Genomic DNA, 19,886 nt, shown 5'->3' with positions numbered 1-19,886 from the left:
CTCATCGGATCAGCGGCAGGATCGTCTCGGCCGTAATGCGCATCTGGTCGGAATAGAACTTCTCCGTGAGCAGGCTGGAGCCGTGATCCTGGATGAACTTCAGCTGCTCGGGCGGGATGTCGACGGGATCGCGCTCCACCATGTCGGGGTACTTCGCGGCGGGTGTGCGATCGACCGGTGCGACGAACTCGTTCGTTAGCGCGCCGTCATAGCCGATCTCCTTGAGCGTGCCGATGATCTTCGGCCAGTCGAGATGGCCGAGGCCGGCGGCAAAGCGATTGTTGTCGGCGATGTGGAAATCGAAAAGGCGCCTGCCGGCGAGCCGGATCGCCTCGTAGATGTCCTCTTCCTCGATATTCAGGTGGAAGGCGTCGAGGCAAACGCCGCATTCGGGGTCGACGGCGTCGGCCAGGGCCAGCGCCTGCGCGCAGCGATTGAAGAGATAGGTCTCGAAGCGGTTCAGCGGTTCGATGGCGATCCGCACCCCCCGCTTCTTGGCGTGGTCGAAGCATTCCCGGGTGGCATCGACGACCCACCGCCACTCCTCCTCTTCGGTGGCGTCCGGAACGACCTTGCCGACCGTTGCCGGCACGAGCGTGATGATCTCCCCGTCGAGCTCCGATACCATCGTGATCACGCTCTTAACGTAATCGACGGAACGGGCCCGCTGCTCCTCGTCCTTGGCCGCGAGGTTGCGCTCGCCCAGCGTCAGCGTCACCGCGCCCCAGCAGCGGATGCCGTGTTCCCTCAGCAGCGCGCGCGTCTCCCCCACCTGGTACTGACTTGGCTCGCCTGAGATCTCGATGGATTCATAACCGAACTGCTTGATACGGCGCAGCGTCGTCTCCAATGGTTCCGCCCGCATCCAATTGTGTGTCGAAAGATGCATCCTCCTTGCCTCCTCCTGAAAGCTCCGCGCTTCGCCGGGCGCGATATCTGGTGTGACCAATAGAATCTTCTTTCACCTCTATCGCATTCTCAAGCGATCCACAAGATTTGACAACGAGTATGAGTTACGGTGGCTGTTTGCACGATAAAACAATGTGTTATAGAGAACGGTGGAAATGGGAAGGTCGAGGTGTCAGAATTCGAGTCCTTGACCCTATTGGATAGTTTGGTATTACCAGATTGCGGACTGCTCCATTCCACGCCCGGGCATTATTCCGGCGAGGGCCGATGAGGGCGGCCAAGGACTGGGGATTTCGCCGAAGGCCCCGACGCCGTCCATCGGGAAGGCTATCGCCACATCCGCCGTGATCTCAACGCGTGATATTCGCGGCGAGGTGGCTGGAGATAGTCGATTTTGGGTAATTCACGGGAGGAGTAAAGCGATGCCGGGCAAGAAGATATTGATGCTGACCGGTGAGTTCACTGAAGAGTACGAGATTTTCGTTTTCCAACAGGCGATGGAGGCGGTCGGACACACGGTTCATGTGATCTGCCCGGACAAGAACGCCGGCGACGTGATCAAGACCTCGCTACACGATTTCGAGGGGCATCAGACCTATACGGAAAAGCCGGGGCATGACTTCGTCATCAACAAGACCTTCTCGGAGGTGAGGCCGGAGGAGTATGACGCCGTCTATTGCGCGGGCGGCCGCGGCCCGGAATACATCCGCACCGACGAGCGTATCCAGACGATCGTCCGGCACTTTCACGAGACCGATAAGCCAATTTTCACGATATGCCATGGCGTCCAGATTCTCATTGCCGTCGACGGTGTGCTGGAAGGCAAGAGGGTCGGGGCGCTCGGCGCCTGCGCGCCGGAGGTGAGGCTCGCCGGCGGCACCTATGTCGACTTGTCGCCCACAGAGGCGCTTGTCGACGGCAAGATGGTCTCGGCGAAGGGCTGGACGGCGCTGGCCGCCTTTATGCGCGAGTGCCTGAAGGTGCTGGGCACGGAGATCAGGCATAGCTAGTATCATGAATTGAAGGCTGATCGGGTTGCGAATGGCATCCCGCCCTCGTCCTTCGACAAGCTCAGGATGAGGGCTGGCGAACGCCGCCATTCGTTGAAGTCGAAGCTTGCATGGGGCCGGCCTGCCTTTACCCTCATCCTGAGCTTGTCGAAGGACGAGGGTGAAGGCACGCACTGCCGGCTCCACCCGAATTTATCCCGCTTTAGATCTATGCCGGTCGATAGACGCGCTCGGCCGCGTCGTGCATGATGTCCGCCACGGCCTTCGCGCCATGCCGCTCGGCTGCGGCGCGATGGGCGGAGAGCACCGATGCGTAGTCCGACCAGAGCTTTTCGATCGGGAAGTTCGAGCCGAACATCAGCCGCTCGCTTCCCAGTAACTCGATGGCGGCATCGACGATGAAGGTTGTGAGGTCCGGATCGTTCCGGTGCACGAAGGTGCCCAGGCCCGAGAGCTTGGCAAAAAGGTTCGGCAGGGGCGAAAGGCGGGCGAGGCCGTCCTTCCAGGCGGCGACCGTTTCCGGCCGTTCGTCAACCAGCATACCGCAATGGGTGAGGATGAAATCCGTCTCCGGGTTTTCTCCGATAAGTTCCGCGCCCGCCTTCATTTGCGCCGGGAAGAGCTGAAGGTCGAAAGAGAAGCCGTATTCCTTGAGCCGTCCCACGTTCCTTCGCACGGCCGGATCGACAACCTGGTCGGGCCCGGAGGCAAAGCGGTACTCCGGCACCTCGTGCCAGTGCAACTGCATCCGCACGCCGCGTACCAGCGGATAGGCCTTGAGCCGGTCGAGCTGCGGGCGAACGTCCTCTGCCGTCATGTCCGCATAGCCGACGATCGCGTGCGGCCAGCCGGTTTTTTCGGCCGTCTCGCTGACCCAGGCGACCTCCTTCTCGAAGTCCTCCCTTGCCCAGTTGGTCTGCACGTAAACGGCCTTTGTGACGTCCAGTCCTTCGAGATCGGAGAGATATTCGTCGATTGGATAGTCCCGCCGGATCGGCTCATAGGGACCGAAGATGCGCGGGACCATGGGGCCGCTGAGCCACGGCAGGTCGGCGCGGCGCCAGATATGGAAATGCGAGTCAATGACGCGCTGCATGGGCTTCCTCCTTCCTTAAGACTGCCGCCCGGGGCGCTTGCCTGCCGAGCGACAGGATGAAGCGCGCGAGCGCCTCACCGGATGAGCCGTCAACGAGATCGTCGAGCCAAGGCAGGATGGAGGCGAGCGCCGCCGTTTCCGGCCGGAACCGCGGATCCCCGGCAAGCGGTGTTGCAAGCGACAGGCGGTTGGCGAGGGCGGAGAGGCGGCGTACCGCACTTTCGAATTCCGCATGGCCGCCACGCTCCAGGCCGTCCGACGCGAGGACGACGAGGCTGCCGCGCGCGAGCGCCACGAAGCGGGGCACTGCGAGAAAGGCCTTGAGCGACGGTCCTATGCGCGTTCCGCCGTCCCAGTCGTCAACTGACACAGCCGCGCGCTCAAGCGCCTGGGCCCGGTCGCGGCTTCTGAGCGCCGTCGTGATGCGGCTGAGCCTGGTGCCGATGGTGAAGACCTCGGTGCCGGGCGCTGCCTGGACGGCCGCATGGGCGAGCTCAAGAAGTCCGTCCGTGTGCTCCCGCATCGAACCGGAGATATCGATGATCAGCAGCAGCCGGCGCGCAATCTCCTTGCGTCGGCGCAAGCGGGGGGAGGCGAGATCGCCATCCGCATGCACGATGTCGCGGAACGAGCGGCGCAGGTCGATCATGCCCTTCGAACGGGTCCGAAGGTGCCGGAAGGTCCGGCGGCGGGGCAGGGCGTCGGGCAGCTGGCGCTGGAAGGCCCTCAAGGAGCGCTCCCTGTTATCGAACGCACGCGTGGAGAGCCGCTCCGCCGCGGAAGCGTGGGCGCCGCCCTTTTCCCGCTGCAGGAGGATCTCGCCGACAGCTTCGGCGCCGCCCTGGTCCTTCACGAGGATTTCTTCCTCTTCCTCGTTTTGCACGGCCGCTACGCGGGCTTCTCCGAAGAAGACGGCGCGGAAAAGCGCGTCGAAGGTGCTCTGCCTGTCGAGCGGCGGGGCAAGCGTTGCGATGGCAGCGCGCCGAATATGCTCCATGCTTTTCGGGCCGAGCAGAGCGACCGCTGCGAGAAAGCTCACCGTCTGGTCAGGTGCGACGGCGAAACCATGGCGGCGCAGCGCCTGGACGAAGTCGAGGAAGGGGGCGCATTCCCGAGGCAGGCGGGGCAGCGGCTGCGTCCGGCGATCCGCGCTCGCTGCGTGCCTCACGTCAGTGCCTCCTCGAGGATGCGCGGCAGTTCCTCATGCATACAGGCGAGGTCCTCCTCATCCTTGAGAAGCACGCCGATCGCCCGGCGGAAAGCCTCCGGCCACGGGCTGCCCGTCTTCTCCAGAACGGTTGCGGCATTTGCCCATTCGACGGCTTCCGAGATGCCGGGCGGCTTGGTCAGCGGATGCGAGCGGATGGTGCTTACGGCGCGCGCTACGGCGGCCGCCGTGCTTTCGGCCACGTCGGCGGCGCGAGCCAGGATGATCGCCGTTTCGCGAACGGGATCGGGATAGGCGATCCAATGGTAGACGCAGCGCCGGCGGAGCGCTTCCGCCAGTTCGCGCGTGCGGTTTGAGGTGAGGATCACGATCGGCGGTTCGCCGGCGCGCACCGTTCCCCGCTCGGGAATCGAGATCTGGAAATCGGAGAGATATTCAAGAAGCAGCGCCTCGAATTCATGGTCTGAGCGGTCGATCTCGTCGACCAGGAGCACCGTCCGCTGGGGGTTGCGGAGCGAGCGCAGCAGCGGACGCTCAATCAGGAAGCGGTCGTCATAGATGTCGGTCTCGGCCTTCTTCGCCTGGCGGATCGCCAGGAGCTGGCGCTGGTAGTTCCACTCGTAGAGGGCGTGTTGAGCGTCGATGCCTTCGTAGCATTGCAGGCGGATGAGGTCCCTCTGCAATATCTCGGCCACGGCTTTCGCGGCCTCCGTTTTGCCCACGCCCGGCACGCCTTCCAGCAGCAACGGCTTGCCGAGCCGGATGGCGAGAAAGACCGCTGTCGCAAGCGGCTCGTCGGCGATGTAGCGGCAATGCCCGAAGCGCTCGGCAACCTGTTCGGGCGAGCTTAGAACTTCGCTTGCCGCCATTACGCCCATCGCGCCGCTCAATGGGCCGCACCAGCGTTCTGCCGCAGCGCGCGCAGAACCCGTTCGGGCGTGATCGGCAGCGTGTCGATCCGCACGCCTACGGCATTGAAGATGGCGTTGGCAATGGCGGGGATCTGCGGGTTGGCGCACATCTCGCCGGGTCCTTTGGCGCCATAGGGACCGTCCGCCGCGGGTCGCTCCAGCACGACGATCTCGGTTTCCGCGAGGTCGCCGGGCCCGGGCATCACATACTGGTTGAAATCGCGCCCCCCGTGCTCGCGGCTTGGATAGTATGGTTCCGTCGTCTCGTAGAGCGCGTGACTTATGCCCATCCAGGAGCCGCCGACGAGCTGCTGTTCCACCATCTTCGGATTGAGCGCCCGGCCGATCTCGAAGACGTTCTTGATGGACAGAACGGTCACCTCGCCGGTCTCGTCGTCCACCTCAACTTCGGCCACCGTGCAGGCATGGGCATAGCAGGTGGATGGTTTCATGGCGCCCGTTTCCGTGTCCGGATAGGAGCGGGGGACGAGGAACATGCCGCGCCCGGAGATCGAGCGGCCGTGCTTGAAATGGGCGGCAAGAGCGGTATCGAAGATCGAGACCGAGCGCTGCGGCGCGCCTTTCACATGGATGTTGCCCTGGCCGTCCGTATCAAGGTCGGCGGCATCCGTCTCCAGCTCCTCGGCCGCCACCTCCAGCATTACCTGGCGGGCTTCCATCGCTGCCTGGACCACGGCGTTTCCGGCGCGATGCGTCCCGCGTGAGGCGAAGGTGCCCATGCAGTGCGGGCCCGTATCCGTATCGGCGGTGTCGATCACCACGCGGTCGGTCGGCACACCGATCGTCTCGGCGCAGATCTGTGTCATGACCTGCTTCATGCCCTGGCCGAGATCGACCGAGGAGAGGGAGACCATGAAGTTGCCCGTCGGGGTGGAATGCACCAGCGCCTGCGTCGGATCGCCGCCGAGGTTCATGCCCGTGGGATAGTTCACCGCCGCGACCCCGCGGCCTCTCTTCAAAGCCATGGTTCACGTCTCCCTCGTGGCGGACGACATCCGCATGTACTTCTCGGCGATCGGCCAACTCGCGATACGCGAGGCCTCCTGCATGCATTCGATCAGCGCCGCGCCTTCGGTGACCTGACGATGCGCCTTCATGTCTCCGTCGCGATAGGCGTTGACGAAGCGGAACTCGATCGGGTCCATGCCGATGCGTTGTGCGAGCTTGTCCATCTGCACCTCGAGCGCGAAGTCGCCGATCGTGACGCCGAAGCCGCGCATGGCGCTCGATGGCGTACGGTTGGTGTAGACGCAATAGCTGTCCACCCAGACATTCGGCACCGTGTAGGGGCCGGGGAAATGCGCCGCCGATTTCTGCGCACCATAGGGTGAATGGCGGGAATAGGCGCCGGCGTCGATATAGGCCTTCACGTAGCGCGCGACGATCCGTCCGTCCTTCATGACGCCGTCCTTGATGACGAGCTTCTCGGCGGCGCGCGGCGAGGAGATCTGCATTTCTTCTTCACGGCTATAGATGAAGGAGACCGGCCTTCCGGTGAGCTTCGCACCAAGAATGGCGATCGGCTCGACGATGACGTCCACCTTTCCGCCGAATCCGCCGCCGACCGTGCCGCCGACCATGTGCAGCTTGGCTCCCTCCATCTCGAGGATGATCGAGGTGTTGTCGAGCGTGAAGAACATCGCCTGGGTGTTGGTGTAGCAGGTGAAGCGGCCGTCGCCTTCGGGCACCACGATGCAGCCGGTCGTCTCCGTCGGCGCGTGCTCGATCGGGCCCGACGAATAGGTCTCCTCGAGCACGTGATCGGCCTCGGCAAAGCCGGCCTCGACATCGCCGAAGCGGACCTTGCGGCATTCGCCACTGTCGTAGCGGTAGTAGTTCTGGCCGTGGTACTCGTTGACGATCGGCGCGTCCGGCTTCAGCGCATCCCCGATGCTGAGGACCGCCGGCAGCACCTCGTAGTCGACCTTCACCTTGGCGGCCGCCTCGTGGGCGGCACGCTCGCTGTCGGCGAGGATGGCAACGATCGCCTCGCCCTTCCAGCGCACCTTGTCGGCGGCGAGCACCGTCTCGTCCTCCGGGCCCACCTGGATGAGGGTCAGGATGGTGTAGACATTATGCGGCACGTCGGCAGCCGTCAGGATGCGCACGAGGCCAGGCTGCTTTTCGGCCTCGGAAAGGTCGATGCCGCGGATACGGGCATGGTGGTGGGGGCTGCGCACCATCTTCAGATGCAAAAGCCCGGGGAGCTCCCGGTCGGCGAAATAGGTCGTCCTGCCGGTGACGTGGCCGAGCGTATCGACGCGCGGTCTCGGCTGCCCGATCTCCTTGAGATCATCCTTGCGCTCGTCGGCAAAGTAGGACTTGCGGACCTCCATTGTGCCCTCCCTGGCGGCCTCTAGGCCGCGTTGACGGAATTGGCCCGTGCGGCCGAAAGGATCGCCTGGATGATCGGTTCGTAGCCGGTGCACCGACAGACGTTGCCGCCGATCGCGTCGATGACGTCCTCGCGGCTCGGTGACGGGTTGCGATCAAGCAGCGCCTTGGCCGCCATCAGCATGCCCGGCGTGCAGAAGCCGCACTGTGCGGCAAATCCTTCATGGAAGGCGCGTTGCAGCGGATGGAGCACGCCGCCGCGGGCAAGCCCCGCGGTGGTTTCGATGGCCGCATCGTCGCAGGTCTCCGCAAGGGTGAGGCACGAAAGCCTGAGGTCGCCATCGATGATGACGGAGCAGCTTCCGCAGGTGCCCTGGTGGCAACCGCCTTTCACCGACATGTCGCCGATCTTCTCGCGCAGCGCCTTCAAGAGTGTGGTGCCGCTTTCGACGAACTCTGCCATTTCCTCGCCGTTGAGCGTGAACTGTACCGGAACCTTTGCCATCGCCTCCTCCCTTATACTGCTAGGCGAGCAACAGCCTGCCCAGATGCACCGGCAGGACCTGGCTGCGGTACCATGCACTTGCAACCGCATCTGTGATGGGCGAGGTGCCGTCGGTCGCGACAGCCAGGGCGTCGCGAATGCCGTCCGCCGTCCGTGGCTTGCCGATGAGCGCGGCCTCCACCGCTTGCGCCCGGATCGGCCGGTCGGCCATGCAGCCATAGGCGACGCGCGCGCTGGTGATCGTTCCGTCCTTTTCCTCAAGAAGAGCGGCGATCGTCACGACCGAGATACCTTTCGGCTTGACGCGCGAGACCTTGAGGAATCGCAAGCTGCCGGCCGACGGTAAGGCAAAGCCGACGCTTTTCAGCACCGTATGTGCGTAGGTCCCGTGGCGATCCGCAAGAAAGGCCGAAAGCGGGATCGGCCCACCGCCGACCTCTATGGTTGCATCCAGCGCCAGCAGCGCGACGGCGAGGTCGCCGTAAGGCGCTGGTGCATAGAGGTTGCCGCCCACGGTCGCCACGTTGCGGATCGCCGGGCCGCCGACGCTCCTTGCCGCCTCGGCCAGACCCGCGAGGCGCCCATCGGCGATGATCCGCCCCATCGTCACGGAAGCGCCGAGGGTCGCCCGGCCGTCTTCTACGGTAATGGCCGAAAGCGCCGGATCCGTCGCCCGAACATATGTCGAAAAGGACACGTCGCCTTCATTGGCTTGGCGCACGACGAGCGTGCCGCCGCCGATATAGCGCGAGGCGTCGTCGGCTGCCAGCGCGGCACCGGCGGCGTCCGCAGTCGAAAAAGTCTGGAGCGTCATGGCCATGGCTTTTTCTCAAGGGTTCTCCGCGAAATGGGCTTTCAGCGCGTCGAAGCCGCCCTGGAAGACATTGGCGCCCATGCCCTCCGCCACCTTGTCGGCCTCCTCGGCTGGCGCATCGAACGTCGCGGTCCATTCGGCGTAAGTCCGATTGCCGTCGGTGATGCGTCGCAGCGAGAGCGTTGCCTGGTGGTTGCTGATCGGCTGTGGCGTTTCGAGGATGCTGTAAGTGACGGAATGGTCGGTGTCGGAGAAGGCGATCAGCTTCTCGCGCAGCGTTGCGCCCGAGGCGAGCTGAAACTTGCGCACGCAGCCGATCTCGTCGGCGGGCCGTCCGTCCTCGATCTCGCTCTTGACCATGCGCGGATGCCAGGAAGGCAGGCCGTTGAAGTCGCGGATGCGTGCCCAGACCTTCTCGACCGGTGCATCGATGACGGAAGAAACGGTGACTGTAGGCATGTGGCTTCCCTATCCTGATCCAGTTGAGTGGATCGTAGGGAGGCGGAGCGGCATGTGCTTATCGATCGGTCTGGAGTACCTATCGAATAGTCTGAAAATCGAACCGGAGGGCCCGTCTAACGAAGGAATTCAGCGCGCCCCCGTGTGGGCAGACCCGGCCGGCCCTCGCTTGCTGCCGAGCGATAAACGGTCGGCGGAACGCCTGTGTGTTCGCGAAAGAAGCGGGAGAAGTTTCCTTGCGAAGAAAAGCCGAGATTGCAGGCGAGAGAGATCACGGGTTCGTCGGAGGATTGCAGGCATCGCGTGGCTTCGGCAAGCCTGAGCGTGTTCCAGTAGACATTCGGTGTGACCCCCATCTGCTCCCTGAAGAGCACGAAGAAGTGCGGCCGGGAAAGGCCGACGCTGCGGGCGACCTCGTCAAAGCAGATGCGTTCGCCGATATTCGCTTCCATCAGCGCGACTGCCTTGCGTATGCGGAAGTCCCGGCTGCGGCGCATCGTCTTGGCGCCTGCCTTTTTTGGCTGCGTCGCACCGGCGGCCGCCATGACATGGTCGATGAAGCGCACAACTTCGTAGGAGACGAGCTCCTCCTCGCCGCTGGCCAGCCGGTCGGGAAGCAGAAAGGCCAGATCGACAAGCCAGCGCGGCAGCGGGATGACCGGCTTCTCGAAGGCCACGGAGGCGGGAGGCAACCCGAGCCGGCTGTTGAGCCATTCACGGTCGATGTAGAAGGCCAGGAACTGACCGGGGGTTTCGGACCTGGCAAAGGTATGGCTGTGCGGCTCAAAGGAATTTATGCCGATGGCGATCCCCGGCCGCGGGGCGATGGTCCAGCCGTCAACCGTCATGGTGCCGGCGCATCCCGCCAGCCAGATTACGATATGGATCTCCGGGTGGGCATGGGTGACGAGATTGCCGCCGACATTCAGAAGTGAGACATGCCCGAAGGGGCCCCGGAAGAGCCTGATGAATTCCGTCATCTTTTCCTCCCGCGAATGAGACCTCCCGTTTCGACGCGCTTGCACGCGCCGTCATCCGCATGTCTCGATTTTTGGGTAGCACGGCGTACCCGTCAACCCGAGAAGGCCATCTTACGCGGTTTGCACAGTCGGGCGGGAGTCTTTTTCAGACTGATTGATTGGCCCATTCCCGGCTCGTCGCTGTTTGAAGCCGCCATCGACCAGATCGAACATGAGCCGCTTTCTGGGAACGGGCGTCATCAGAAGGGCCATGGGACTGGAGCTGTACACGCAAGCGCTGTTACCCGCGCATTGTTGGCTGTCGCATGGGTTCGGGACACGTGCGCGCAGCCCATCCATGGTTCCTGGCAGCCTCTAGACCTCACCGTCGGAAGGGATATCCGTCTTGTTCTCCTGTGAGGACTGCGCCGGCTTCTTCTTTGAGACTTTCGCCCGCCGGGGGGTGCTCGGCTTTGCATCGTCGGATTTTTTGCCTGCAACCGGAGGCGAGGGCTGAATGATCTTGATCGGCGCGGCGGGCGCGGAGCCTTTCTTGTCCTCGCCGAAATAGAGCGTGACATGCGGGAAGGGGATCTCGATCCCGGCCGCGTCGAAGTGCTTCTTTATGATGGCGTTGTAGGCCCGCCCGACACTCCATTGCTGGCCGGGCAGGGTCTTGATGCGTATGCGGACATTCACGCTGGAATCGGCAAGCTGAGTGACCCCGTGCACCTCGAGATCGTCGATGATGCTGTCGGAATAATCGGGGTTGGCGCGCAATTCCTCAAACGCCTGCTTCATCACCTCGATCACCTCATCGATGTTCTCCCGATACGCGACCCCGTACTCTCCCACGTGGTAGGAGAAGCCGCGCATGAAGTTCGACACCGTATCGACGGAGGAAAACGGGACGATGTGGTAGGTGCCCGAAAGGTCGCGAATCCCGAGCGAACGGATCGTCAGCTTTTCGACCACGCCCGTGGTTCCGGCAGCCGTGACGACGTCGCCCGTGTAGATGGCGTTTTCGAGCTGGATGAACACGCCCGTGATGACGTCCTGCACGAGCTTTTGCGCGCCGAAGCCGATGGCGAGACCGAGTACGCCGGCCCCGGCCAGCAATGGTCCGATATCGACGCCGAGTTCGGACAGCGTGATCATCGCCGCCATGACGACGAGGACGACGGTCAAGGCGTTGCGGAAGATCGTCAGAAGCGTGCGCTGGCGCGCCATGGAGGCGGCGAGGACGCCACTGGTTTGCAGGTTTAGACGGTATTCGATCCAGGATGAAACAAACAGCCAGATGGCGAAAGCTGCGGTCAGCACCAGGGCGATGGTCACGATCTTGCCGAGAACCAGGAGGCCGCCGTCCGAGCGTATCCAGGCGAAGAAATCGAAGACCTCCCAGGCGTCCAGAACAACCGCCGCCACGACGAGGGCAATGACGATGCGCACCACCTTCAATGTCGTGGGCACGAAGGCGTTCAGCCGCTCCTCCAGCATCGGGAATTGCGAACGCATCTCGGGCTTCAGCCGTACGCCGAAAGCGATCGCCTTGTCGACCAATGCCGACAGGAGAATTCCTGCTGCAATCGCCACGATCATCTGGACCGTTGCGCCGATCATGAAGGAGAGCGCTTCCTCCGGCTCTATGATCAGGAGCAGCGCCAGCACCGAAAGGTAGGCGATCATGATGATGTGCCAGATGCGGGCCAGCGTGCCCAGAAGGATGTTTGCGAAGCCGATCTGGCTTCTCTCGGCCATCGCCTCGAGCCGCGTCCTTACCGGCTCGCGATTCTGACGGATCATGACAACTGCGAGGATGAGCGCCACACCATAGACAAAGGCGGCAACGACAGATCCCAGTGCCGTTCCGAGATTGATGTTGACGATCGGCGCGACAAGGAGAATCCCGTAACCCACGAAGCTCGTGAGACCCGAGAGCCACGTATTCCAGTAGGCTGCGTCCTCACCCCTGATCGGGAGCAGCCGCAATCCGTCGTACCGCGTTGCGAAAAAGAGCCGGAGCGCGACCTTGATGGTCTCAATGACGAGAAAGGCGTTGAGGAAGAGTGACTGGCTCGTGTCGATGCGCCCGGTCTCGTCCCCGAGGACGAAAAGGGCGATGGCATAGCCGGCCACCCAACCGACGGCGACGGTGACGAGATCGAGCAGGCTGCAGCCAAGGGCCGCCAGCCAACGCCGCAGCCAGGTTCCCGGACGGTCCGGCACCAGCACCCAATCGGATGCCCTTCGGTAGACCGAACGCGCCAGAGTTCGCGCCAGCCAAAGGATTGCAATGACGACGGCGACAACGACGCCGAGATCGAATGCACCCCTTGCCAGATTCGCCATCCCCGTGGACGACAACGTATCCAGGTCGAGGTCCAGGATACGGTCGTAGGCCGCGTCGAGCTCGGTCACGAAACCTTCGGCAGCGGTACTTGTAAGATCCGCGATCTGGCGGGCCAGCGAGACATCCTGTGTTTCCGTTTCCGCCGGCACGGCGTCGCCGGCTGCAAGCCTGCGCAGTTCCTCAATCAAAGCATTCCGGGCTGCTTCGTCTTCGAGAAGATCCGCGATCGCTCCATAGCTCGGTTGCGGACCGCCGGGCGGTTCCTGTGCGGGCGGCGCTTCGGTCTGTGCGGCCACAGAACCTGTGAGCAGAAGAAGCGCAAAAAGCGGAGACAGAACGTATCGCAGAAGGGCCGGCAACTGGTGACCTCGGTTTCCGGGAGGGATTTCAATTGTATATGATGCCGTGGCCGAGAATAGACTTTGCGCCTCTCATTTCAACCTGCCGCGTTCTCGGCCTGCCGAAGTGCCGCTCCGGTTTGTCGTCTGCTCAGAGCCCTTTGGTGATCACCGGATTGAACGACCGTTCAAATGCGGCGCAAGTGGTTGTCCCAGGCGGGCCGACCCGCGCCCTCGGAGCGTATGACCTTCTCCGTCTCGGGCCCGGCCGTAACGATCGCCCCGCGCCCGCTGGTGGCAAGCACCTCATCCCGTGCCGCGGGCGCCACGCCGCAGCCGTCGGCGAGTGTCCGCCGCCCGAGGCAGCGGCCCGTCGCCGTGTCCCAGAAGACGATCAGCCCGCCGCGCGGGCTGGAGGTGGCAAGCATCGTGCCCGAGGCGTCCACCGCGACCGAACCGACATAGTTCTGCATGGCGTGGAGGATCTCCCTCGGGGCGGGAAACAGCTCGATAACGCGGCCCCGCCGGTGCCGGCCCACCAGCGGCGGCCTTTCCGCCGTCTCGCCCTGGTACTGGCAGCCGAACCAGACGTCGCCCGCCGCATCCACCGCCATGTGGCGGAGGGAAAGCCGGTGAAGCTCCTTGGCGAGTGCCGTTCTCTCCGTCACCTCGCCGCTGGCGATGTCGATATAGGCAAGGCTCGGCGCCATCGTGGCAAGGTTGAGCTTGGTGCGGCCGTAGTCGGGATGGGTGAGGATGCCGCCATTGGCCACGCACAGCGTCCTGCCATCCCGCAGCAGGACGGCTTCGTGGGGCCCGACACCATCGGTCGGAAATTCGCCGATGCGGCGGAAGCCGTCCGTCGCGTCATAGATGCCGGCAACCCCGCGCCCGCCCTCGAAATCGTTCTCCGTGGCGAGCATCAGCTTGCCGTCGGGCGTGAAGATGCCGTGGCCATAGAAATGGCGGTCGGGCGGAGCGGCGATGGCGACCGGTTCCGCCCTGTCGTCCACGTTGAAGGCGATGGCGAAGCGGCCCGGCGAGCGTGCAAAGGCGACAGCACGCCGGCGCGGTGCGTCGATTGCGAAGGAATGGCCGCGCGCTTCGAGCGGCAGCACCAGTCGGTCGCGCCCGCGCGCGTCGACGACGGCGGCCTCGAACTGGCTGCCGTTCAGCCTCGCGCCGAGAAACAGCGCCTCCTCCGCCGCACCCGCCCGTGCGGGCGCAAAGGACGCCCAGCCGGCGAGCGCCAGAAAGGTTCTGCGGTCAATCGCCGTCGAGTGCATTGAAGCCCATCGTCAATCCGATAGCGGCCGAAAGCTCTTCGCTGATGCTGCGGTTGGCGCCCTTGAGTGCCACGGCGGCATAGGTGATGCGGCGACGGCTCTTTTCCTCCGCGAAGGCTGTCTCCGCCGGCGCCTGCACGTCGTCGACCGCACCCAGTGCATGCTCCAGATCGAACAGAACCGTGTCGATGACGGCCCGGCGTTCCGCGTCGAGCCGGGTGCCGAATCCGGTCGACTGAAGGAGCGCCATCGTGCCCTCGATCTGCGCACCGACCAGAGCGAAGGTGAGATTGGAGCGCCAGAACGGCGCGCGCCGGCCATTGGCCTTTGCTGCATCGTCGCCGAGGGCCGGCAGAAGCTCGGCGTCTCGGGCAAATTGCAGCGTGGTGCCCAGCGCCTTGACCACTTCGCCCGCCACCTCCTTCGGCGAGCGGTAGAGGGCGTTGTCCGCGCCGGGCTCGGTGAACGCGGCGTGGAACGAAGAGCCCGGCGCCCAGGCGGCCTCTAGGGCTGCGGCGCGATTGGCCAGATTGGCAGCGATCGCCGTGCCGTAACGGCAGCGAAAACCGTCGCCCACTCGGGCAAGCGCCTCGGAGCCCGAGCCGAACAGTACGAATTCGAGCGCCGGCAGGCCCTGGAGTGCCACGCTCTTTTCCTTGAGCGTCAAGGGATTTGCCGCCTGTTCGTCCTTTTCCGCGAGCACGCCCTGCACCTGGCGCAGCGTCACTCCGCGCGGATCCGGCCAGAAGAAGATGTGCTCGAAGCGGTTTTCTTCGACAAGCGGCCCGAAGCGCAGGATTGAGACATAGGCCCAGGCCCTGATCGTGTCTGCGAAGGTCGCGCGCACTTCGGCAAGGGCAGCCTTGCCCGGTCTCGCGCAAAGCTCTTCAATCTTGCCGCGCAGCCGCCCCGTCACGCCGGCAAAACCGGCAAGGCTCGATGCGGCGTAGCGATCCGCCACGCGCGTGCCGATATCGGGCGGAATATGCCCGGATTCCTGCGCCTGCACCGGCAGGCTCAAGGCAAGGCTGAGGCAAAGAAGGAGCGTCTTCAGCATCTACAGCGACTCCAGGAAACGGATGAGATTGTCGCGGTCGGCCTTGTCCATCTCCACCACTCTGTCGCGTGCGGCCTTCGCCTCGCCGCCGTGCCACAGAATCGCCTCCAGAAGTGTTCGCGCGCGGCCATCGTGCAGGAAGGTTGCCTCGCCGTGCACGGTCTTTGCAAGACCGATCCCCCAAAGCGGCGGCGTACGCCATTCATAGCCGGTTGCCGTACCTTCCGGTCGGTGGTCGGCGAGACCCTCGCCCATATCGTGAAGCAGAAGGTCGGTGTACGGCCAGATGAGCTGGAAGGCGAGCGCGGGCACGGCGGCGTCCCGCCGGGTCACGAATTTGGGTGTGTGGCAGTTCGTGCAGCCCGCCTCGTAGAAGACCTGCTTGCCGGCGAGGACGCTTGGGTCGTCCACGTCGCGGCGCGCGGGCACGGCCAGATTCTGCGAATAGAAGACGACGAGGTCGAGCAGCTCGGCCGGCACCTCCTCCGCCCCCAGATGCGGCTGGGCGCCATGGGGCAATTCGCGGCAGGCACCTTCGGCTTTCGTGCATTCGCCCCAGTGGTCCGGCACCAGCGGCGTGGAAAGGCCCATGTCGCCGAAGAAGGCGTCGGCCGTCTGCTGCTCGACACTCATGGCATTGCCCTTCCAGCCGAAGCGGCCGAGATGCCATTCGCCCGCCTTGTCGCGCACCCAGCGGGCGCGGCCGGAGATACCGTCGCCGTCCGCGTCCTGCGGGTCCTCGCGAACAAGAATGTCACCACGGTCGATCGCTTCCAGGAGCCCGAGACCAATCATCGGCGGGGCGACACGGGCCGAAAGCATGACGTCGGGATGCAGAGGTCCGAAACCCGGATTGTCGATGGAAAGCTTCGGCCTGCGAAGACGCACGATCTCGCCGTCGCCGAGCCGCACGGGCACCTCCGCGTAGTCGATCCGCACGCGGCCTTCGGCCGGCAGCCCGGCTACGGCAAAATCCTGGAGCTGGCCGCCATAGACCGGCTCGGGAACCACGGAAAGGCGGCCGTCGCGAATTGCTTCTTCCTGTTTCTCCGTGGGCGGCACCGAGAGCCGCACGAGCAGGGAGACAGCCGCATCCTTCCGGCTCGCAGGCGCGTGGCCACGGCCGTCCTTTATGTGGCAGGACTGGCAGGCGCGTGCATTGAAGAGCGGCCCAAGCCCGTCGGAAGCCTGGGTGGAGGAGGGGGCGGACACCCACTCCTTGCGGAAAAGCCCGTTGCCGAGCAGGAAGCGCTGCTCGTCTTCGAACTTCAGATTGGCGGAGGGATGCGAGTAGGCATCGGCGTTGACGCGCTTCGTGGAGGTCGCGGCACCTGCCTGCCTGCGCTCGAAACGCTCGGCGGCGGTGAAGTCCGTGGTCGGTCGCGTCACCTTTTCCACACGCGCACGATCCTTTTCGCTCAGATCGTCGCGCGGGGCCGGCACCCGCGCCTCGACAGCGATGAGGAGGGTGAGGAATGCCGCTATGAGAGGCAGGAAAGATCGAACAGGAAAACGCATCGCACCGACAGGCGGAAAGAGGGAGCCGCCGCGTCCGAAGGACGGGCGGCTCGGGCGTCTTACTGGAAGACGGCGTCTGGATTGTCCAGGCTGTCGGAGCCTTCGATCGTCACGCCGGATAGGTCGAGCGCGGCGATCGTGCGCTCCAGCGAGCGGGTCTGGCCGACGAGCCCGTCGATCACGGCCTGCACGGCCGCGTTGCCCTCGTCATTGCCCTCGCCGATCATCTGGTCGTAGGCCTCTGTCGTCTCGGCGCGCTCCTTGAGCGCCTCGGCGGCCTCGAGAGTAGCGGCGAGCTTTGCCTCCACCTCGTCGGCAAGCGCCGAATCTTTCTCGCGTACGAGTTCTGCCAGGCTCGGCCCTTCCACGGTCTCCCCGTTCGTGCGCTCGTAGCGGCCGAAATAGACGTTGTTGATGCCCACGATATCGTAAAAGTGGCTGTTGTGGGTGTTGTCGGAGAAGCAGTCATGCTCCTCTTCCGGATCGTTCAGGAGGAGCCCGAGCTTCATGCGCTCGCCGGCAAGCTCGCCATAGGAGAGCGATCCGAGGCCGGTCAGGATCGCCGTCAGCCCCGCATCCGGGTCACCGTCGGTCAGCGCCTTCCGTGCGGCGCCATCCTCCTGCCAGTTGGCCACCATCTCCTCCAGGTCGGAGACGAGCAGGCTTGCCGCGGCCGTCAGATACTGCGCGCGGCGCTCGCAATGGCCGCCGGTGCAGTTCTCCGGATCGAAGTCCGTGTAGGGACGCTCGCCGGCGCCCGGTCCCGTGCCGTTCAGATCCTGCCCCCACAAGAGGAATTCGACAGCGTGATAACCGGTGGCGACATTCGCCTCGATGCCGCCCAGTTCATGAAGGGACTGGATGACGGCCGGCGTGATTTCGGAGACCTCGACGGTTTCGCCGCCCACGCTCACATGATCATTGGCGATAACATTGACCGTGTAGAACGCGTTGACGTCGGACTCGGTGCCGTAGCTGGCGTCGACATAGTCGATCAGCCCCTCGTCCAGCGGCCAGGCATTCACCTTGCCCTCCCATTCGTCGACGATGGCGTTGCCGAAACGATAGGCCTCCGTCTGCTGGTAGGGAACACGGGAAGCAAGCCAGGCCTCGCGCGCGGCAGTCAGCGTCCCTTTCGAGGGGTCGGCGACCAGCGCCTCCACCGCACTCTGCAGCGAGCGTGCGGTCTCCAGGCTGTCCTCATAGCCGGCCAGCGCGACGTCGGCATAGGTGTCGAGAATGGCCGACGGCTCCGCTGCATGAGCAGTGGAGATGCCGAGGCCGGCCAGGGCGACGGCAAACGAAAACTTCATCGGAACCCTCCAGGTATGATTTCTGTGCAATGCGACGGCAGAAGCCATAGAGACTCCGCTTCACGGCATCAATAGTGGAGCGCTTATATCATGTTTCTTTCGTCCGGACTATCGTTCGGCACCACATGTCCTCACTGGAATCTTGAATTTCAGCAATTTACCGTCCTCTCTCTGCTCCGCCGCCTTACGACATGGCCGACCGTTCGGTTACAGAAGCGCTGTGTGACGGGAGAAGCGTTTCCGGCTGTCCTGAAGCCGGCAGTGAATCGAGGGAGTCCGCTTCATGAGCAATCACCTGTTCGACGCCATCCGCGGTGCGGCAGCAAATCGCGAGGGGAGGCTCATCGATGTGCCGGGCGATCGCCGCTGGACCTATCGGGATATGCTGGATGAAACCGCGAAACTGGCCGCGGCGCTCGTCGAGCTTGGTGTCACGCCCGGGGACCGCGTTGCGGCACAGGTGGAAAAGAGCGCTCAGGCCGTGATGCTCTACCTCGCCTGTCTCAGGGCGGGGGCTGTCTACCTGCCCCTCAACACCGCCTACACACTGGCCGAGCTCGACTACTTCATCGGCGATGCCGAGCCGAGGCTGGTCGTCGTATCGCCCGACGCGGCAAGGAATGTCACCGTGCTCGCCGCCAGGCATGGCGCCAACGTGGAAACACTCGACCGCCAAGGAGGCGGCACACTCATGCAGCGCGCGAGCGCCGCCGGGGGTGCGTTCGCGGACGTGCCGCGCGGTCCCGACGACCTGGCCGCCATCCTTTACACCTCGGGCACGACCGGGCGCTCGAAGGGGGCGATGCTTTCCCATGACAATCTTCTGTCCAATGCCGTGACGCTGCGCGACATCTGGCGCTTCACGGCAAAGGACAGGTTGATCCACGCCCTGCCCATCTTCCACACGCACGGGCTCTTCGTGGCGACCAATGTCGTCCTTCTTTCGGGTGCTTCGATGTTTTTCCTGCCCGGTTTCGACGCCGAGGAAATCCTGCGGCTGCTGCCTCAGGCGACCACGTTTATGGGCGTGCCGACCTTCTATGTCCGCCTTCTGCAGCACGAAGGTCTCACCCGCGAGGCAGCAGCCAATATGCGCCTTTTCATCTCCGGCTCCGCGCCGTTGCTCGCCGAGACGCACCGCCGGTTCCGTGAGCGCACGGGCCATGCCATTCTCGAGCGCTACGGCATGACCGAAACCAACATGAACACCTCCAACCCCTATGAGGGCGAGCGGGTTGCCGGTACGGTCGGTTTCCCCCTGCGGGGTGTGGAATTGCGCATCACCGATCCCGAAACGGGCGAATTGCTGGAGCAGGGCGAGGTGGGCATGATCGAAGTGCGCGGCCCCAACGTCTTCAAGGGGTATTGGCGCATGCCGGAAAAGACCAGGGCAGAGTTCCGCGACGACGGCTTCTTCATCACCGGAGACCTCGGCAGGATCGATGAAGCGGGCTATGTCCACATCGTCGGGCGCGGCAAGGACCTGGTGATTTCCGGCGGCTACAACGTCTATCCGAAAGAGGTCGAGACGGAGATCGACCGGTTCCAGGGCGTTGTCGAAAGCGCGGTTATCGGTGTCCCGCACCCTGATTTCGGCGAGGGCGTGACAGCGATTGTGGTTGTAAAACCGGAGGCGGCGATCGATGAACGGGCGATCCTGGACAGCCTCAAGGACCGTCTTGCCCGCTATAAGCAGCCCAAGCGCGTCCTTTTCGTCGACGAACTGCCGCGTAACACGATGGGCAAGGTGCAGAAGAACGTGCTGCGCGAGAGGTATCTCGGCCTCTATGAAGATACGTGATCCGGATCTGGCGCCCGCCTGTGCTCTTTGGATG

17 protein-coding genes are annotated in these 19,886 nt (G+C 64.1%); 2 read left to right on the top strand and 15 right to left on the bottom strand.

The annotated features are described in order from the left end of the window. Nucleotide 1 precedes the first annotated feature (1 nt). The gene (locus SIN08_RS21485) at nt 2-889 is read right to left on the bottom strand and encodes a sugar phosphate isomerase/epimerase family protein (RefSeq protein ID WP_322453657.1); all 888 of its coding nucleotides are present in this window, start codon (nt 887-889) and stop codon (nt 2-4) included. A 442-nt stretch (nt 890-1,331) separates the two neighbouring features. Between SIN08_RS21485 and SIN08_RS21480 the strand changes: the two genes are divergently transcribed. Further along, a complete protein-coding gene (locus SIN08_RS21480; RefSeq protein WP_322453656.1) occupies nt 1,332-1,919 on the top strand; it encodes a DJ-1/PfpI family protein in 588 nt (195 codons plus the stop codon). A 208-nt stretch (nt 1,920-2,127) separates the two neighbouring features. Here SIN08_RS21480 and SIN08_RS21475 read toward each other — a convergent pair whose 3' ends face one another. From SIN08_RS21475 to SIN08_RS21410, 14 genes are all read right to left on the bottom strand, one after another. After that, on the bottom strand, nt 2,128-3,015 hold the full coding sequence (locus SIN08_RS21475; protein ID WP_322453655.1) for an amidohydrolase: 888 nt from the start codon (nt 3,013-3,015) through the stop codon (nt 2,128-2,130). Continuing rightward, the gene (locus SIN08_RS21470) at nt 2,999-4,183 is read right to left on the bottom strand and encodes a VWA domain-containing protein (RefSeq protein WP_322453654.1); all 1,185 of its coding nucleotides are present in this window, start codon (nt 4,181-4,183) and stop codon (nt 2,999-3,001) included. Before SIN08_RS21470 ends, SIN08_RS21475 begins: the two co-directional genes overlap by 17 nt. Beyond that, nucleotides 4,180-5,052, bottom strand: a complete 873-nt coding sequence (locus SIN08_RS21465) for a MoxR family ATPase (protein ID WP_322453653.1) — start codon at nt 5,050-5,052, stop codon at nt 4,180-4,182. The genes SIN08_RS21470 and SIN08_RS21465 overlap by 4 nt, the downstream gene beginning before the upstream one ends. A 17-nt stretch (nt 5,053-5,069) precedes the next feature. Further along, nucleotides 5,070-6,080 carry a xanthine dehydrogenase family protein molybdopterin-binding subunit gene (locus SIN08_RS21460; protein WP_322453652.1) on the bottom strand — a complete coding sequence of 337 codons (1,011 nt, stop codon included), beginning with the start codon at nt 6,078-6,080 and terminating at the stop codon, nt 5,070-5,072. A 3-nt stretch (nt 6,081-6,083) separates the two neighbouring features. Beyond that, nucleotides 6,084-7,451, bottom strand: coding sequence for a xanthine dehydrogenase family protein molybdopterin-binding subunit (locus SIN08_RS21455; RefSeq protein WP_322453651.1), 1,368 nt, complete (start codon nt 7,449-7,451; stop codon nt 6,084-6,086). Between the two features lie 20 nt (nt 7,452-7,471). Then, nucleotides 7,472-7,954, bottom strand: coding sequence for a (2Fe-2S)-binding protein (locus SIN08_RS21450; protein ID WP_322453650.1), 483 nt, complete (start codon nt 7,952-7,954; stop codon nt 7,472-7,474). A 19-nt stretch (nt 7,955-7,973) separates the two neighbouring features. Further along, nucleotides 7,974-8,774, bottom strand: coding sequence for an FAD binding domain-containing protein (locus tag SIN08_RS21445; protein WP_322453649.1), 801 nt, complete (start codon nt 8,772-8,774; stop codon nt 7,974-7,976). Between the two features lie 9 nt (nt 8,775-8,783). Next, complete coding sequence (locus SIN08_RS21440; protein ID WP_322453648.1) at nt 8,784-9,227, bottom strand: SRPBCC family protein; 444 nt, start codon at nt 9,225-9,227, stop codon at nt 8,784-8,786. Nucleotides 9,228-9,343: 116 nt separating this feature from the next. Beyond that, nucleotides 9,344-10,207 (bottom strand): AraC family transcriptional regulator, encoded by an 864-nt coding sequence (locus SIN08_RS21435; RefSeq protein WP_322453647.1) that lies wholly within the window; start codon nt 10,205-10,207, stop codon nt 9,344-9,346. Nucleotides 10,208-10,561: 354 nt separating this feature from the next. Then, nucleotides 10,562-12,727 carry a mechanosensitive ion channel domain-containing protein gene (locus tag SIN08_RS21430; protein ID WP_322453646.1) on the bottom strand — a complete coding sequence of 722 codons (2,166 nt, stop codon included), beginning with the start codon at nt 12,725-12,727 and terminating at the stop codon, nt 10,562-10,564. A 338-nt stretch (nt 12,728-13,065) separates the two neighbouring features. Then, nucleotides 13,066-14,163, bottom strand: a complete 1,098-nt coding sequence (locus tag SIN08_RS21425) for a DUF1513 domain-containing protein (protein WP_322453645.1) — start codon at nt 14,161-14,163, stop codon at nt 13,066-13,068. Further along, nucleotides 14,144-15,220 (bottom strand): imelysin family protein, encoded by a 1,077-nt coding sequence (locus tag SIN08_RS21420; protein ID WP_322453644.1) that lies wholly within the window; start codon nt 15,218-15,220, stop codon nt 14,144-14,146. The genes SIN08_RS21425 and SIN08_RS21420 overlap by 20 nt, the downstream gene beginning before the upstream one ends. Then, complete coding sequence (locus SIN08_RS21415) at nt 15,221-16,738, bottom strand: di-heme oxidoredictase family protein (RefSeq protein ID WP_322453643.1); 1,518 nt, start codon at nt 16,736-16,738, stop codon at nt 15,221-15,223. A gap of 59 nt (nt 16,739-16,797) precedes the next feature. Further along, entirely contained in the window at nt 16,798-18,051 is a 1,254-nt protein-coding gene (locus tag SIN08_RS21410) for an imelysin family protein (RefSeq protein WP_322453642.1), read from the bottom strand. A 283-nt stretch (nt 18,052-18,334) separates the two neighbouring features. On the opposite strand from SIN08_RS21410, the gene SIN08_RS21405 reads away from it, so the two are divergent. Beyond that, nucleotides 18,335-19,852: a malonyl-CoA synthase gene (locus SIN08_RS21405; protein WP_322453641.1), complete on the top strand. Its 1,518-nt coding sequence runs from the start codon at nt 18,335-18,337 to the stop codon at nt 19,850-19,852. The last annotated feature ends 34 nt before the right edge of the window (nt 19,853-19,886 follow it).

Source organism: Chelativorans sp. M5D2P16, assembly GCF_034427935.1.
Lineage (GTDB): Bacteria > Pseudomonadota > Alphaproteobacteria > Rhizobiales > Rhizobiaceae > Chelativorans.
Note: the sequence above shows the minus strand (reverse complement) of the source record. Positions and strands in the feature narration are given on the sequence as shown.